Annotated in this window: 10 protein-coding genes; all 10 read left to right on the top strand. The window is 74.2% G+C overall.

What is annotated here, in order from left to right:
* The coding region (locus PYV61_RS11110) for a heparinase II/III family protein (RefSeq protein WP_275831386.1) at window positions 1-2,690 on the top strand (2,690 nt) is incomplete at its 5' end.
* Entirely contained in the window at window positions 2,690-3,445 is a 756-nt protein-coding gene (locus tag PYV61_RS11105; RefSeq protein WP_275831384.1) for an RNA methyltransferase, read from the top strand. The genes PYV61_RS11110 and PYV61_RS11105, both read left to right, overlap by 1 nt.
* Window positions 3,442-4,689, top strand: a complete 1,248-nt coding sequence (locus PYV61_RS11100) for an aminotransferase class III-fold pyridoxal phosphate-dependent enzyme (RefSeq protein ID WP_275831382.1) — start codon at window positions 3,442-3,444, stop codon at window positions 4,687-4,689. The genes PYV61_RS11105 and PYV61_RS11100 overlap by 4 nt, the downstream gene beginning before the upstream one ends.
* Complete coding sequence (locus tag PYV61_RS11095) at window positions 4,686-5,612, top strand: amidohydrolase family protein (RefSeq protein ID WP_275831380.1); 927 nt, start codon at window positions 4,686-4,688, stop codon at window positions 5,610-5,612. The genes PYV61_RS11100 and PYV61_RS11095 overlap by 4 nt, the downstream gene beginning before the upstream one ends.
* Complete coding sequence (locus tag PYV61_RS11090) at window positions 5,609-6,397, top strand: hypothetical protein (protein WP_275831378.1); 789 nt, start codon at window positions 5,609-5,611, stop codon at window positions 6,395-6,397. The genes PYV61_RS11095 and PYV61_RS11090 overlap by 4 nt, the downstream gene beginning before the upstream one ends.
* 214 nt (window positions 6,398-6,611) lie before the next feature.
* Window positions 6,612-7,235, top strand: a complete 624-nt coding sequence (locus PYV61_RS11085; RefSeq protein WP_275831376.1) for a cytochrome c3 family protein — start codon at window positions 6,612-6,614, stop codon at window positions 7,233-7,235.
* Between the two features lie 80 nt (window positions 7,236-7,315).
* A complete protein-coding gene (locus tag PYV61_RS11080; protein ID WP_275831374.1) occupies window positions 7,316-10,489 on the top strand; it encodes a molybdopterin-dependent oxidoreductase in 3,174 nt (1,057 codons plus the stop codon).
* An 18-nt stretch (window positions 10,490-10,507) separates the two neighbouring features.
* The gene (gene nrfD / locus PYV61_RS11075) at window positions 10,508-11,977 is read left to right on the top strand and encodes an NrfD/PsrC family molybdoenzyme membrane anchor subunit (protein WP_275831372.1); all 1,470 of its coding nucleotides are present in this window, start codon (window positions 10,508-10,510) and stop codon (window positions 11,975-11,977) included.
* Complete coding sequence (locus PYV61_RS11070) at window positions 11,977-12,477, top strand: DUF3341 domain-containing protein (protein WP_275831370.1); 501 nt, start codon at window positions 11,977-11,979, stop codon at window positions 12,475-12,477. The genes nrfD and PYV61_RS11070 overlap by 1 nt, the downstream gene beginning before the upstream one ends.
* A 7-nt stretch (window positions 12,478-12,484) precedes the next feature.
* The coding region (locus PYV61_RS11065; protein WP_275831368.1) for a cytochrome c at window positions 12,485-13,195 on the top strand (711 nt) is incomplete at its 3' end.

Raw genomic sequence — 13,195 nt, 5'->3', positions numbered from 1 at the left:
TCGCGCGCCCGCTCGCGCCGCTCGCCGGCTCGCTGGCGCGCGATCTCGCGCGCGTGCTCGCGGCGCGCCCCGAGCCCGACCCGCGCAAGGCGCGCCTCTCCCGCGTCGGCGGGCGGTGCCCCGACGACGGCACGCTGCTGGCCTTCGACCCGTTCGCGCCCACCGAGCACCGCTGCCCGCGCTGCGGCGCGACCCTGCGCGGCGACGCGCACGACCGCTGGTGGGTGATGTGGCACCACCTGTGGCTCGCCGAGCGCGCCGTGCACGCGGCGGTGCTGCACCTCCTGGTCGGCGCGCCGCCGCTCGCCGCGTTCGCCGCCGAGACGCTCGCGGCGTGGGCCGACCGCTATCTCGACTACCCGAACCGCGACAACGTCCTCGGCCCCAGCCGCCCGTTCTTCAGCACGTACCTCGAGTCGATCTGGCTGCTGCAGCTGTGCGTCGCGCTCGACGCGCTGGAGGCCGCCGAGGGGCCGCGCGTCGCGTCGCTCGGCGCGCGGCTGCGCGAGCGCGTGGTCGAGCCGAGCCGGCGGCTGATCGCCGGCTTTCCCGAGGGCGGCTCGAACCGTCAGGTCTGGAACGCCGCCGCGCTGCTGGCCTCGTCGCGCGTCCTCGGCGACGCCAGGGGCGCGGCGCGCGCGTTCGACGGCGCGGGGGGCGTGGTGGAGCGGCTGGGCGACGGGCTGCTCGCCGATGGGACGTGGTACGAGGGGGAGAACTACCACCAGTTCGCGCACCGCGGACTGTGGTACGGCGCGGCGCTCGCGGAGGCCGCGGGGATGACGGTCCCCGACGCGCTGCGCCGCCGCTTCGACGACGGGTTCGCGGCGCCCTACCTGGTCGCGCTCCCGGACCTCACGCTGCCGGCGCGCCGCGACTCGCAGTACGCGATCTCGCTGCGGCAGTGGCGCTACGCCGAGTCGTTCGAGCTCGGGTTCGCGCGCACCGGCGACGTACGCCTGGCGGCCGCGCTCACGCGCCTGTACGACGGCGCCGTCGCGCGCGGCGACACCGGGCGCTGTCGCTCCGCCGCCGAGTCGGAGCGCAACGAGCCCCCCTCGGCGCTCGACCGCGCGGACCTCGGCTGGCGCGCGCTGCTGTACGCGTCCGCCGAGCCGCCGCCGAGCGCGGACTGGGCACCGGGCGCGGTGCACCTGGAGGCGCAGGGGCTGGCCGTCTTCCGGCGCGACGCCGGCCGGCTCTGGGTGGCGGTGGACTACGGGCACTCGGGAGGAGGGCACGGGCACCCCGACCGGCTGCAGCTGCTGGTGTCGGACGGCGCGACGCGACGGCTCGACGACATGGGGACCGGCTCGTACGTCGAGCGCGCGCTGCACTGGTACCGGAGCACGCTGGCGCACAACGCGCCGCTGGTCGACGGCGCGTCGCAGGCGCGCGGCGACGGCCGACTGATCGCGCTGGCGGAGGACGGCGACGCCTCGGGGATCGCCGCCGAGTGCTGGCCGGCGGACGGCGTCCACGTCGCGCGCGCGGTGGCGCTGCACGGGGAGGTCGTGGTCGACCGACTGCACTGGCGTGCGGACCGCGCGGTGGTGCTCGACCTGCCGTACCACGTCGAGGGCGACGCGGCGCTGGCGTGGGAGCCGGCGTCGCGGACGGGCGCCGGCGGGTTGGAGGACGGCTTCGACTTCCTGGCGGACGTCGAGCGCGCGTCGCTGCCGGACGCCGGGGCCGTCCGCCTCGCGCTCCGAGACGGGGGCGCGCTGTGGCTGCTGGCCGGCGCGGAGCTCTGGCGCGCGACGGCGCCCGGCGCCCCCGGCCGCGGGCCGCGGCGCTTCCACGTCGTGCACGCCGCGGGGGAGGCGGCGGCGCTGCTGGCGGTGCTCGATCCGCGCGGGCGCGTCGCCGGCGTGGCGCAGGAGGGCGGGGAGGTCACGATCGCGCTGGTCGACGGCGGCTCGACGACGCACCGATTGCCGGAGGTGGGAGATCCGCGCGGCGCTTGGGCGATCACGCACCGTGCGGCGGACGGCGGTGAGCGGTCGCTGCGGCTGGGGCTTCCGCTCGTACCGGGCGCGCGCCCGGCGCCGGCCGCGCGTGCGCGTGCGTCCAGCGAGGACGGTACGCGGCTGCCGCTGCCGTGCACGGTGGAGCTGGAGGAGCCGCACTATCGCCCCTCGGAGGAATCGTGGGAGGAGGCCGGGCGCCCGACCGCGGCGGTCACGCTCTCCGCCGATCCAGGGCGGTTTAGGATCGCGCTGGACGTGCGGCTCGACCGGCCGACCACCTTCGTGCCGGCGGGCGCCGACAACCCGCTCGACAACGAGCGCCCGGCGGTCAACGGCGACGGCGTCGAGCTGTTCGTCCGGGCGCGCGGCGACGCGCTGGCCGGGTGGCTGGTCGTGCCCGAGGGCGAGGGCGATCCGCCGCGGGTCGTGCCCACGACCCCCGACGCGGCGGCTCTATCGTTGGAGGCGGCGTGGCGTCGCACCGGGCGCGGCTACGCGATGGAGCTGGCGATCGACCGCGGCGCGCTCGCGGCCGTGACCGGCGACGCGCGCACCGTCCGCCTCGACGTGCTGGTGAACGAGATGCCGCCGGGGCGCGAGCGGCGGCGCGGCCAGCTCGTGCTGAGCGGCGCCGAGGGGCGGTTCGTGTATCTTCAGGGCGACCGACACGACCCGGCGCGCTGCGTCGCCGTGCAGCTGCCGCCCCCCGCCGCCCCGTGATGCCGTCCCTCCTCGAGCAGGTCCGCGTCGTCCTCTACGAGCCGCAGAAGGCGGTGAACATCGCCGGCACCGTGCGCGCGATGGCGAACATGGGGGTGTCGCGGCTCCGACTCGTGCGCCCGACGCCGTACGACGAGAACCTGATCGAGGTGGTCGCGCACAAGACGCGCGACATCGTCGCGGCGATCGAGCACTTCGACACCCTCGACGCGGCGATCGGCGACTGCGTGCGCGTGGTCGGGTTCACGGGACGCCCGCGCGCCGCCAAGTGGCCGCGCATGACGCCGCGCGAGGCCGCCGAGCACCTGCTCGGATACGCGGCGGACGGGCCGGTGGCGGTGATGTTCGGGCGCGAGGACGACGGGCTCCCGGGCGAGGCGATGGACCGCGCGCACGCCGAGGTCACGATCCCGACCACCGAGCGGGCGTCGCTGAACGTGGCGCAGGCGGTCCTGGTCGGGCTGTACGAGCTGCACCTCGCGTCGGGCGACGCGACGCGCGCGCTCCCGCGCAACCGCAACCACGCGCCGCCCCCCGAGGCGAAGGAGCTGGAGAACCTCTTCGGCGACGCCGAGCGCGCGCTGGAGGCGCTCGACTTCTTCAAGACGCGCAACCCCGACCACGTCATGCGCAGCGTGCGCTCGCTGGTGTTCCGCGCGCGCCCCGACGCGCGCGAGACGGGGATGCTGCGCTCGATGTGCTTCGAGGTGCTGCGCACCATCGAGCGCATCCAGCGGCGGGTGGGGGAGGGGTGAGCGCGGCCGGCGACGCGCACCGCGCGTGGCGCGCGCGCGCCGGGGCGGTCGTGGCGGCGACCGCGTCCACCGGCAGCAAGCGCCCGGCCGCGCTCTACGGCGCGACCGACGACGCCGACGCGCCGCTGCACTTCACGCACGCCGCCGGGTGCCGCGTCACGACCGTCGGCGGCGAGACGCTCGTCGACCTCGGGAGCGGGCTCGGCGCGGTGGCGCTGGGCTACGCGGACCCCGAGGTCACCCGCCGCGCCTGCGCGGCCGCGGCGGCGGGCGCCGTCTCGCTGCTCACGCACGCCGACGAGGTCACGCTCGCCGAGCGGCTCGTCGACCTGATCCCGTGCGCGGAGCGCGTGCTCTTCCTCAAGAGCGGCGCCGAGGCGGTGGCCGCCGCCGTGCGGCTGGCGCGCGCCGCGACCGGTCGCGACGCGGTCGTGGGGAGCGGCTACTTCGGGTGGCTCGACTGGTGGGGCGGGGGGCCGGGGATCACCGCCGGCGCACACGCCGACTTCGTCGCGGTGCCGTTCGACGACGTCGCGGCGCTCGAGGCGGCCGTCGACGGCGCGGGCGACCGGCTGGCCGCGATCGTGCTCGAGCCGGTGGTCGAGCGGCTGCCGTCGGTCGCGTGGCTGCGCGCCGCGCGCCGGCTGTGCGACCGCGCCGGCGCGGTACTGATCTTCGACGAGGTCAAGACGGGCTGCCGCCTGCACGCGGGCGGCTTCCAGGCGACCGCCGACGCGGGCGAGGTGCTCCCGGACGTCGCGACGTTCGGGAAGGCGCTCGCCAACGGGTGGCCGCTCTCCGCGGTCGTCGGCCGGCGCGCGGTGATGGACGCGGCGCGCCGGGCGTGGGTGTCGTCCACGCTCGCCAGCGAGGCGACCGCCCTGGCCGCCGCGCACGCGGTGCTCGACCGGCACGCCGAGATCGACGTCTGCGCGCGGCTGCGGCTGCACGGCGAGTCGCTGCAGGCCCTGGTGGCGGAGGCGCGCGACGCGGCGGGGGCGGCCGACGTGGCGCTGGCGGGCATCCCGGCGATGTGGTTCCTGCGCTTCGGGCCCGACGCCGAGCGGGGGGCGCGCCGCGAGGCGCGCTTCCTCGACGCGGCGCGCGCGGCCGGAGTGCTCTTCAAGCGCGGCGCGTACAACTACCCGACGCTGGCGCACGACGCGTCCGTCGACGGCGTGGTGGCCGCGGCGGCGCGGGCCGGGTTCGACGCGGTGCGCGCGCTCGACGAGGAGGAGGCATGACGACGGCCGACGTGCCGGAGGCGACCGCGGTCGCCGCGCAGCAGGCGTTCCTCGCCGTGCGCGAGGAGGAGGCGCTCGACGCGCGCCCGCTCCTCGGCGGGGGCGGGCCGCTGATCGACGTCCACGCGCACTTCTACCACCCCGCCTCGCCGCGCGCCGAGTGGGCGGCCGTCAACGCGGCCCGCCTGCGCGCCGGCGAGCGGATCGGCATCACCTGGCATGTCGCCTCGGTGCTCGGCACGTGGGGCCTCGACTCGCCGACCTACTTCGCGTCGCCCGCCGACGTCACGCTCGGCAACGACGTCATGCTGGCGCTGCAGGACGCGCTGCCGGGGCGGGTGCGCAGCTACGTGCACGTGAACCCGAACTTCCCGGACCACGCGCTGGCCGAGATCGACCGCGGCGTGGCGCGCGGCGCGGTCGGGGTGAAGCTCTCGGCGAGCCGGCGCGCCGACGACGCCCTGCTCGACGCGATCGCCGCGCGCGCGGCGGACGGCGGGCTGCCGATCCTGCACCACGTCTGGCAGTGGCGGCGGCGCGACTGGCCGATGCAGGAGGCGTCGGACGGGGTCGAGCTGGCGCGGCTCGCGGCCCGGCACCCGCGCGCGACCTTCATCCTCGCCCACGTGGGCGGGGGGGGCGAGTACCGCCACACCTACCACGCGGTGGCCGACGTGCCGAACGTCGTCATGGACCTCTCGGGGAGCGGGGTCGATCGGGGGATGCTCGACGCGGCGGTCGCGGCGGTGGGGCCGCGCCGCCTCCTCTGGGCCTGCGACGTGACCATCGAGACCGGGCTGGCCAAGCTCCGCGCGCTCGACCACCTCGGGCTGGACGCCGGGGCGGTGGCCGACGTCCGCTGGCGCAACGCGGTGCGGCTCTTCCCGGCCGGGTCGTTCCCCGGGCTGGAGGCCGACGCGTGATCCCCGTCGACGTCAACCTGGCGATCGGCGCCTACCCGTTCCGCCACGTTCCGCACCCGGACCCGGACGTGCTGGCGCGGGTGCTCGCCCGCGAGGGGATCGCGCGCGGGTGGGTCGCCTACCTGCCGGCCGCGTTCTGGCGCGACCCGTCGCCGGAGCGGGAGATCCTCTACGCCGCCGTAGGGGAATACCCGACCCTGGATCCGGTGCCGACGATACGTTGCGACTGGCCCGGGTGGGAGCGGCGGGTCGCCGAGGCGGTGGACCACGGCGCGCCGGCGGTGCGCGCCTACCCGCAGCTGTGGGGGCTGGGCGCGGGCGACGCGTCGCTGGCGCGGCTGGCGGCCGGCTGCGCCGAGGCGGGGCTGGCGCTCGTGCTCCCGGTGCGGTTCGAGGACCTGCGGCAGCGGTCCGCGCTCGACGTGGCGGGGGACCTGAGCCCCGCGCACGTGCGCGCGCTCGCGCGCCTCCGCGGGGGGCCGCCGCTGGTGGTGCTCGGGGCGGGGCGCGAGTTCATCGAGGAGACGGCGTGGGCGCTGACGGAGCCGGAGCGCGACGGGGTGTTCTTCGACTTCTCCTCGGTCTGGGGGCCGCCCGAGGATCACCTGGCGACCCTCCTCCGCACGCTCGGCGGCGAGCGCTTCGTGTTCGGGAGCGGGTGGCCGCTGCGGCTCACGCAGGCGCCCGCGGCGAACCTCGCGCTGCTCCCGCGCGCGCTGCGCGACGTCGCGCTGACGGGCGGCGACGCGATCGTCGCGCGCGCCCGGAACGCGGCCCGGCGTTGACGCTTTCGTCCGCCGGAGAATCCGCGGTCCGGTATTCGCGGACGGCGGCGCCGCGTGACGCACGCGAGTCCGTAAGTCCCCCTACGGAATCGCACTTGTGTCACCTGTTAAGCCCGGTCATCTTTCGCGCCGTTTCCCACCGGCGTCTTGTGAAATCGTTCACAAACATGAGCGCCGCGCACGACGCCTCCATCCTCCCGCCCAGGTCGCAGCGATGACGAAGAAGCGGAAGTGGTCGGTGATCCCGGGCTTCCTGGCCCTGGCCGCCGCCGCCACCGTGCTCTCCGCGTACAGCGGCGCCTCGTCCTCCCAGGGACGTGAGCCCGAGCAGCCGGTCAACTTCCCGCACCCGAAGCACGCGGGGCCGGTGGCGCAGGGCGGCCTCGGGATGAACTGCCTCTACTGCCATTCGGCGGCGAACAAGTCGCCCGACCCGGGGATGCCCGCGGTGAACACCTGCATGGGGTGCCACACCGTCGTCCTGGGCAAGGCGGACAGCTCGAAGCAGCAGATCGCGAAGCTGACCGCCTACTACAACAAGAAGCTGCCGGTGCCGTGGGTCCGCATCCACAAGGTGCCGGACTACGTGCAGTTCCCCCACATGCGCCACGTGAACGCCGGCGTCACCTGCCAGAGCTGCCACGGGCAGGTGCAGGGGATGCAGCGCGTCTACCAGGCGTCGTCGCTGAACATGGGGTGGTGCATCAACTGCCACGTGAACGGCTACAACGCCGCCGAGGGCCACCGCCTCGCCGGCGCGCCCGACTCGGTGATCCAGGCGGCCGCCGCGCAGCCGGCCCGCAAGGCGCGCTACGACTGCGCCGTCTGCCACTACTGAGCTGGTGAGGAGGGCGCGCCGCGACCCGCGCGCGCCACGCTCCTCGCTCCTCGCTTCGCTCACTCCCACCGCTCCACAGCATGAGCACTGAGACGGGGTCCGCCGGTGTCAAGCGCCGCGACTTCCTCAAGGTTCTGGGCGCCACCGGCGCCGCCTCGACGCTCGTCGGCTGCACGTCCGAGGACGTCGGCCGGCTGATTCCGTACGTCGTCAACCCGGACAACACGGTCCCGCAGGTCTCCAACTACTTCGCGACGGTCTGCCGCGAGGGGCTGGAGCCGGTGGGCGTGCTTGCCGAGGTGCGCGACGGGCGCGTGATCAAGCTGGAGGGGAACCCGCAGCACCCCGCCAACCGCGGCGCGCTCAGCGCGCGCGGGCAGAGCGCCGTCCAGGGGCTCTACAACCCCGACCGCTACCGCGCGCCGATGGTGCGGCAGGGGACCGGCTTCGTCGCCACGACGTGGGACAAGGCCCTCGCCCGCCTGAGCCAGGAGCTGGGGCGCGCGCGCAGCCAGGGGACGGCCGCCAACGCCGCGTTCATCAACCAGCACGAGCTGGGGAGCTTCCCGGCGTTCCTCGACCAGTGGCTGACCGGGCTCGGGATGCCGGCGCACCTGGCGTACGACGCCGAGGCCCCGCTGGCGACGATGGCCGCGCACCGCGCCGCCTACGGCACCGCGTGGCCCCGCCTCGACTTCAACGCCGCGCGCCTGGTCGTCTCGTTCGGCGCCGACTTCCTCGACGGGTGGGGCGCGTCGACGGCCCACCAGGTCGACTGGGCCGACGCGCGCGCGAAGCTCGAGACCGCGCCGCGCATGATCTACGTCGGGCCGCGCCGCTCGCTCACGGGGCTCAACGCCGACGAGTGGATCGCGGCCCGCGCCGGCAGCGAGATCGCGATCCTCAACATGCTGAACGGGACCGCCACCGCCGCGCAGACGGCGCAGGCGGCCGGCGTCCCGCAGCAGACGCTCGAGCGGCTGGCGCAGGAGGTCACGGCGGCGGGCAGCGGGCTGCTCGTCCTCGCCGGCAGCACCGACGCGACGGCGCAGGAGGTCGCGGCCGCGGCCGCGGCGCTCAACCGCCGCGCGGGCGCGGTCGGCACGACGATCCGCCCCGAGCAGGGGATCGGCGCCTACGACCGCCTCAACTCCTACGCCGACCTGCGCGGGCTGGTCGAGCGCATGAACGCGGGGCAGGTGCCGATCGCGATGGTGCGCGGCGCCAACCCGGTGCACACGACGCCCACCGCGCTCGGCTTCAAGGCGGCGTTCGCGAAGGTCCCGTTCAAGGTCTCGTTCTCGAGCTACCCGGACGAGACGACCGAGCTGTGCGACCTGATCCTCCCGGACCACCACCCGCTGGAGGCGTGGGGCGACGCCGAGGCGGGCCCGGGGCTGCTGGCGCTGCAGCAGGCGACGATGGAGCCGGTGTTCGACACCCGGCAGACCGCCGACGTGCTGATCGCGCTCGCCCGCGCCGACCAGACCACCGCCGCGCGCTACCCGGTGCGCACGTACCGCGAGTGGCTGATGGGGCGCAGCGGCGGCGAGGCCGCGTGGACGGCCGCGCTCCCGCGCGGCATCACGAACGGCAGCGCGCTGGCCGCCTCGGCGCCGACGCGCGCCGCGGTCCAGCTCCGCCCGGCCCAGGCGATCCCCGCGCCGAGCGGCGACCAGATGACGGTCGTCGTGTACCCGTCGCCGGTGCTCGGCGACGGCCGCGGCGCCAACAAGCCGTGGCTGCAGGAGCTCCCCGACCCGGTCTCCAAGGTCTGCTGGCAGTCGTGGGTGGAGATCCACCCGTCGACGGCCAAGCGCATGGGGATCGAGCGCGGCGACCACGTCACGATCGAGACGCCGGCCGGCAAGTTCACGGCGCCGGCCTACCTCTACCTCGGCATCCGCCCGGACACGGTCGCGGTCGCGCTGGGGCAGGGGCACACCGCCTACGGGCGCTACGCGAAGGGGATCGGCGCCAACGCCTTCGTCCTCCTGCCGAGCGGCGAGGACGCGGCCGGCGGGCTGGTGCTGACGGCCGGCAACGGGCGCGTCACCAAGCCGGGCGAGCACTCGCCGCTGGTGAGCACCGAGGGCTCGGCGCGCCAGCACGGGCGCGGGATCGGGCAGGCGGTGCTGGTGGGCGAGCTGGGGACGCTGAGCGCCCCCGAGGTCCGCGCGCGCCAGGAGTCGGGCGGCGGCGGGTCGCACGCCAGCGGCGACGAGAACGTCGGCGGCGTGGCGCCGCAGGGGAACGCCGGGCCGGCCGCGGCCGGCGGCGCGACCGAGGAGCACGGCGGCGCGGCGGAGATCCCGGGCGAGCCGAGCATCGCGTTCCTGCCGGGGCTGCGGTCGCCGGTCGCGAACGACGCGCAGGGCGAGTACGGCGACCCGACGTCGAAGGACAAGGGGCTGTACGACCCCAACCACCCGACCGGGATGGCCAAGCGCCGCTGGGCGATGACCATCGACCTGGCGCGCTGCACCGGCTGCTCGGCGTGCGTGACCGCCTGCTACAGCGAGAACAACCTGCCCACCGTCGGCGCGCCCTGGCAGGGCCGCGCGCTGGCGCCGGGCGTGTGGGACGAGCGCCCGGGGGCGAACATCCTCAAGGGGCGCGAGATGAACTGGATCCGCCTCGAGCGCTACTTCGAGGGGGCGGAGGACGCGGAGAACACGTTCGACCCGAACTTCGACACGCGGTTCGTGCCGATGCTCTGCCAGCACTGCGGCAACGCCCCGTGCGAGCCGGTGTGCCCCGTGTACGCGACGTACCACTCGCCGGACGGGCTGAACGTGCAGGTGTACAACCGCTGCGTCGGCACGCGCTACTGCTCGAACAACTGCCCGTACAAGGTCCGCTACTTCAACTGGTTCGGCTACGGCGAGCCGGAGCGCCGGCAGTACGCGTGGCCGGAGCCGATGCACTGGCAGCTGAACCCGGACGTGACGGTGCGCGGCAAGGGCGTGATGGAGAAGTGCACGTTCTGCGTGCAGCGCATCCGCGAGGCCGAGAACCGCGCGAAGCTCGAGAACCGGGAGCTGCAGGGCGACGAGTTCACGGTGGCGTGCGCGCAGGCGTGCCCGTCGCGGGCGATCACCTTCGGCGACGCCGCGGACCCGAGCTGGAGCGTCGCGCAGCTGGCGCTGGACCGCCGGAGCTACCACGTGTTCGCGGAGCTGAACACGTACACGGCGGTGGTCTACCTCAGGAAGGTCATTCACCCGGCGCAGAGCGCGCCGGCCACGGCGTAACGGGAGGATCGCGCAGCAATGGCTACTCTCGCGAGGCCGGTCGGTGGGGCGGGCGACCCCCACCGCCGTCCGAACATCGCGTCGGCCGACGTCCAGCTCCCCGCGGTCCGGGACTACGAGCAGGTCGACAACGAGATCGTCGCGACCATGCGGCCCACCGGCGGCTGGTTCGCCGGCCTCGGGCTCGCGGTCGTGTGCATGCTCATCGGCGCCAGCGCCTGGGTCTACCAGATCTACTGGGGCCTAGGGCAGGCCGGGTACGAGCCGCCCCTCATGTGGGGCGTGTACATCATCACGTTCGTCTTCTGGGTCGGCATCGGCCACGCCGGGACGCTCATCTCGGCCATCCTGTACCTCTTCCGGGCCGGCTTCCGCACGACGATCTACCGCGTGTCGGAGGCGATGACGGTGTTCGCCGTCATGACGGCCGGGCTCTTCCCGATCATCCACATCGGGCGCCCGTGGAAGTTCTTCTGGCTGATCCCGTATCCGAACTGGCGCCTAATCTGGCCCAACTTCAAGTCGCCGCTGGTCTGGGACGTCTTCGCGATCTCGACGTACCTGACCATCTCGACCACGTTCCTCTACATCGGGCTCATCCCCGACATCGCGGTGCTGCGCGACCGCGAGACCAACCCGGTGCGCAAGCGGATCTTCTCGATCCTCTCGCTCGGGTGGCGGAACTCGGACCGCGAGTGGCGGCACTTCGCCCGCGCCTACCTGTTCCTGGCGGCGTTCTCGACCCCGCTCGTGCTCTCGGTGCACTCGGTGGTGTCGTTCGACTTCGCCATGGGGCTGACGCCCGGGTGGCACGCCTCGATCTTCCCGCCCTACTTCGTCGCCGGCGCCATCTTCTCCGGCTTCGCGATGGTGTGGACGATCTCGATCCCGATGCGGCGCTGGTTCGGGCTCAAGCACTACATCACGCTGAACCACCTCGATGCGACGGCCAAGGTCGTCCTGTTCACGTCGCTCGTGGTCGGCTCGGCGTACCTGATCGAGTTCTTCATCGCCTGGTACTCGGGCGTGCCGGCGGAGATCGAGTACTTCTACAACCGCGTCTTCGGGCAGTGGTGGTGGAGCGCCTGGATCCTGCTGATCTGCAACATGGTGTTCCCGCTGTCGCTCTTCTCGCAGCAGCTGCGGCGCAACACGACCTGGCTCTTCATCCTCTCGATCATCATCAACATCGGGATGTGGTACGAGCGGTTCGTGATCGTGGTCCCGTCGCTGACGCACGAGTTCGAGCCCTGGCAGTGGGGCGGCTACCTGCCGAGCTGGGTCGACATGTGCTTCCTGGTCGGCTCGTTCGGGTGGTTCTTCATGTGGTTCCTGCTGTTCACGAAGCAGCTCCCGGTGTTCGCGCTGGCGGAGATCAAGGAGATCATCCCGCCGAAGCTGAAGGGCACCCACAAGCACGACGACCACATCGACGTCACCGGCAAGCACCAGGCGTTCGAGCCTGACACGCCGGGGGAGTTCGCCTGATGCAGGGGGTACTCGCCGCCTTCCGCGAGCTGGACGCCGCCGTCCACGCCGTCGAGGAGCTGAAGCAGAAGCGGGTCGGGGACGTCACCGTCTACACGCCGACCCCCCGCCACGAGTTCGAGGACGCCCTGGGCTCCCCGTCGTCGGCGGTCCGCCGCTTCACCCTCGTCGGCGGCCTGCTCGGCGTCACGTTCGGCTACTGGATCGCCATCTGGACCTCCGAGTACTGGCCGCTGGTGGTCGGGGGGAAGGCGATCGCCAGCTGGATCCCGTACACGATCATCGGCTTCGAGGTGATGGTGCTCGTCGGCGCCCTGTCGACGGTCTTCGGGATGTTCTACCTGGCCCGCGTCCCGCGGCTGACGATGACCGTCGGCTACGACCCGCGGTTCAGCCACGGCGACTACGGCGTCTTCGTCGCCACCACGCCCGACAAGTTCCAGGCGGCCGAGGAGCTCCTCCGCCGCCACGGTGCCGCGGAGGTCCGCGGTGAGCGCTGACCCCACCATGCCCCGCACCCGCCTTCTGGCGCTGGCCGCCCTCCTCCCGCTGCTCGGCGCCTGCGACTGGTTCACCGACTTCAAGAACCAGCCGCGCATCGAGGCCTGGGAGCCCGTCTCCCAGCAGATCGGCGACACGGTCCACGCCCCGCGCGGGCAGCCCGCGTTCGCGGTGCCCGTCACCGGCACGCAGCTCGCCGGCTACCAGATCGGCTACGGCGCCTTCCCGGGCGTGATCGACTCGATCGGCCGCGCCGTCACCAACCCGACGGCCCCGAGCGAGGCGTCGCTCGCCAACGGGCGCAAGCAGTACCAGATCAACTGCGCCGTCTGCCACGGCGACGCCGGCCAGGGCGACGGCCCGGCGACGAAGAACGGCTACGGCATGCCGGGGATCAACATCGTCGGCGCCGGCACGCAGGGGCGCACCGACGGCTACCTGTACGGCATGATGCGCAACGGGCGCGGGCTGATGCCCTCGTACAACCGCATCGAGGAGATGGACCGCTGGGACGTGGTGAACTACGTCCGGGCGCTCCAGGGCCGCGTGCCGAACAGCGCCGGCGTCGGCCCGACCGGCTACCCCGGGCAGAACGGCACCACGGTGCCGGGCCACTCGCAGACCGCGCCGACCCGCCCCGCGCCCTTCTTCCGCACCGCCGCCGCCGTCGCCGCCGGCGCGCCGATCGCGCCGCCGGCCGGCGCCGGGTTCGTCGGG

Origin of the sequence: Roseisolibacter sp. H3M3-2 (assembly GCF_029211165.1) — a bacterium.
Classification (GTDB): domain Bacteria; phylum Gemmatimonadota; class Gemmatimonadetes; order Gemmatimonadales; family Gemmatimonadaceae; genus Roseisolibacter.
The sequence above is the reverse complement of the archived record's forward strand: the minus strand, read 5'-3'. Positions and strand labels throughout refer to the sequence as shown.

What these genes read in the sequence shown, in the direction of transcription:
- PYV61_RS11105 (WP_275831384.1), top strand. Translation starts at nt 2,690, where the DNA reads ATGCCGTCCCTCCTCGAGCAGGTCCGCGTCGTCCTCTACGAGCCGCAG.
- PYV61_RS11095 (WP_275831380.1), top strand. Translation starts at nt 4,686, where the DNA reads ATGACGACGGCCGACGTGCCGGAGGCGACCGCGGTCGCCGCGCAGCAG.
- PYV61_RS11085 (WP_275831376.1), top strand. Translation starts at nt 6,612, where the DNA reads ATGACGAAGAAGCGGAAGTGGTCGGTGATCCCGGGCTTCCTGGCCCTG.
- PYV61_RS11080 (WP_275831374.1), top strand. Translation starts at nt 7,316, where the DNA reads ATGAGCACTGAGACGGGGTCCGCCGGTGTCAAGCGCCGCGACTTCCTC.
- nrfD (WP_275831372.1), top strand. Translation starts at nt 10,508, where the DNA reads ATGGCTACTCTCGCGAGGCCGGTCGGTGGGGCGGGCGACCCCCACCGC.
- PYV61_RS11070 (WP_275831370.1), top strand. Translation starts at nt 11,977, where the DNA reads ATGCAGGGGGTACTCGCCGCCTTCCGCGAGCTGGACGCCGCCGTCCAC.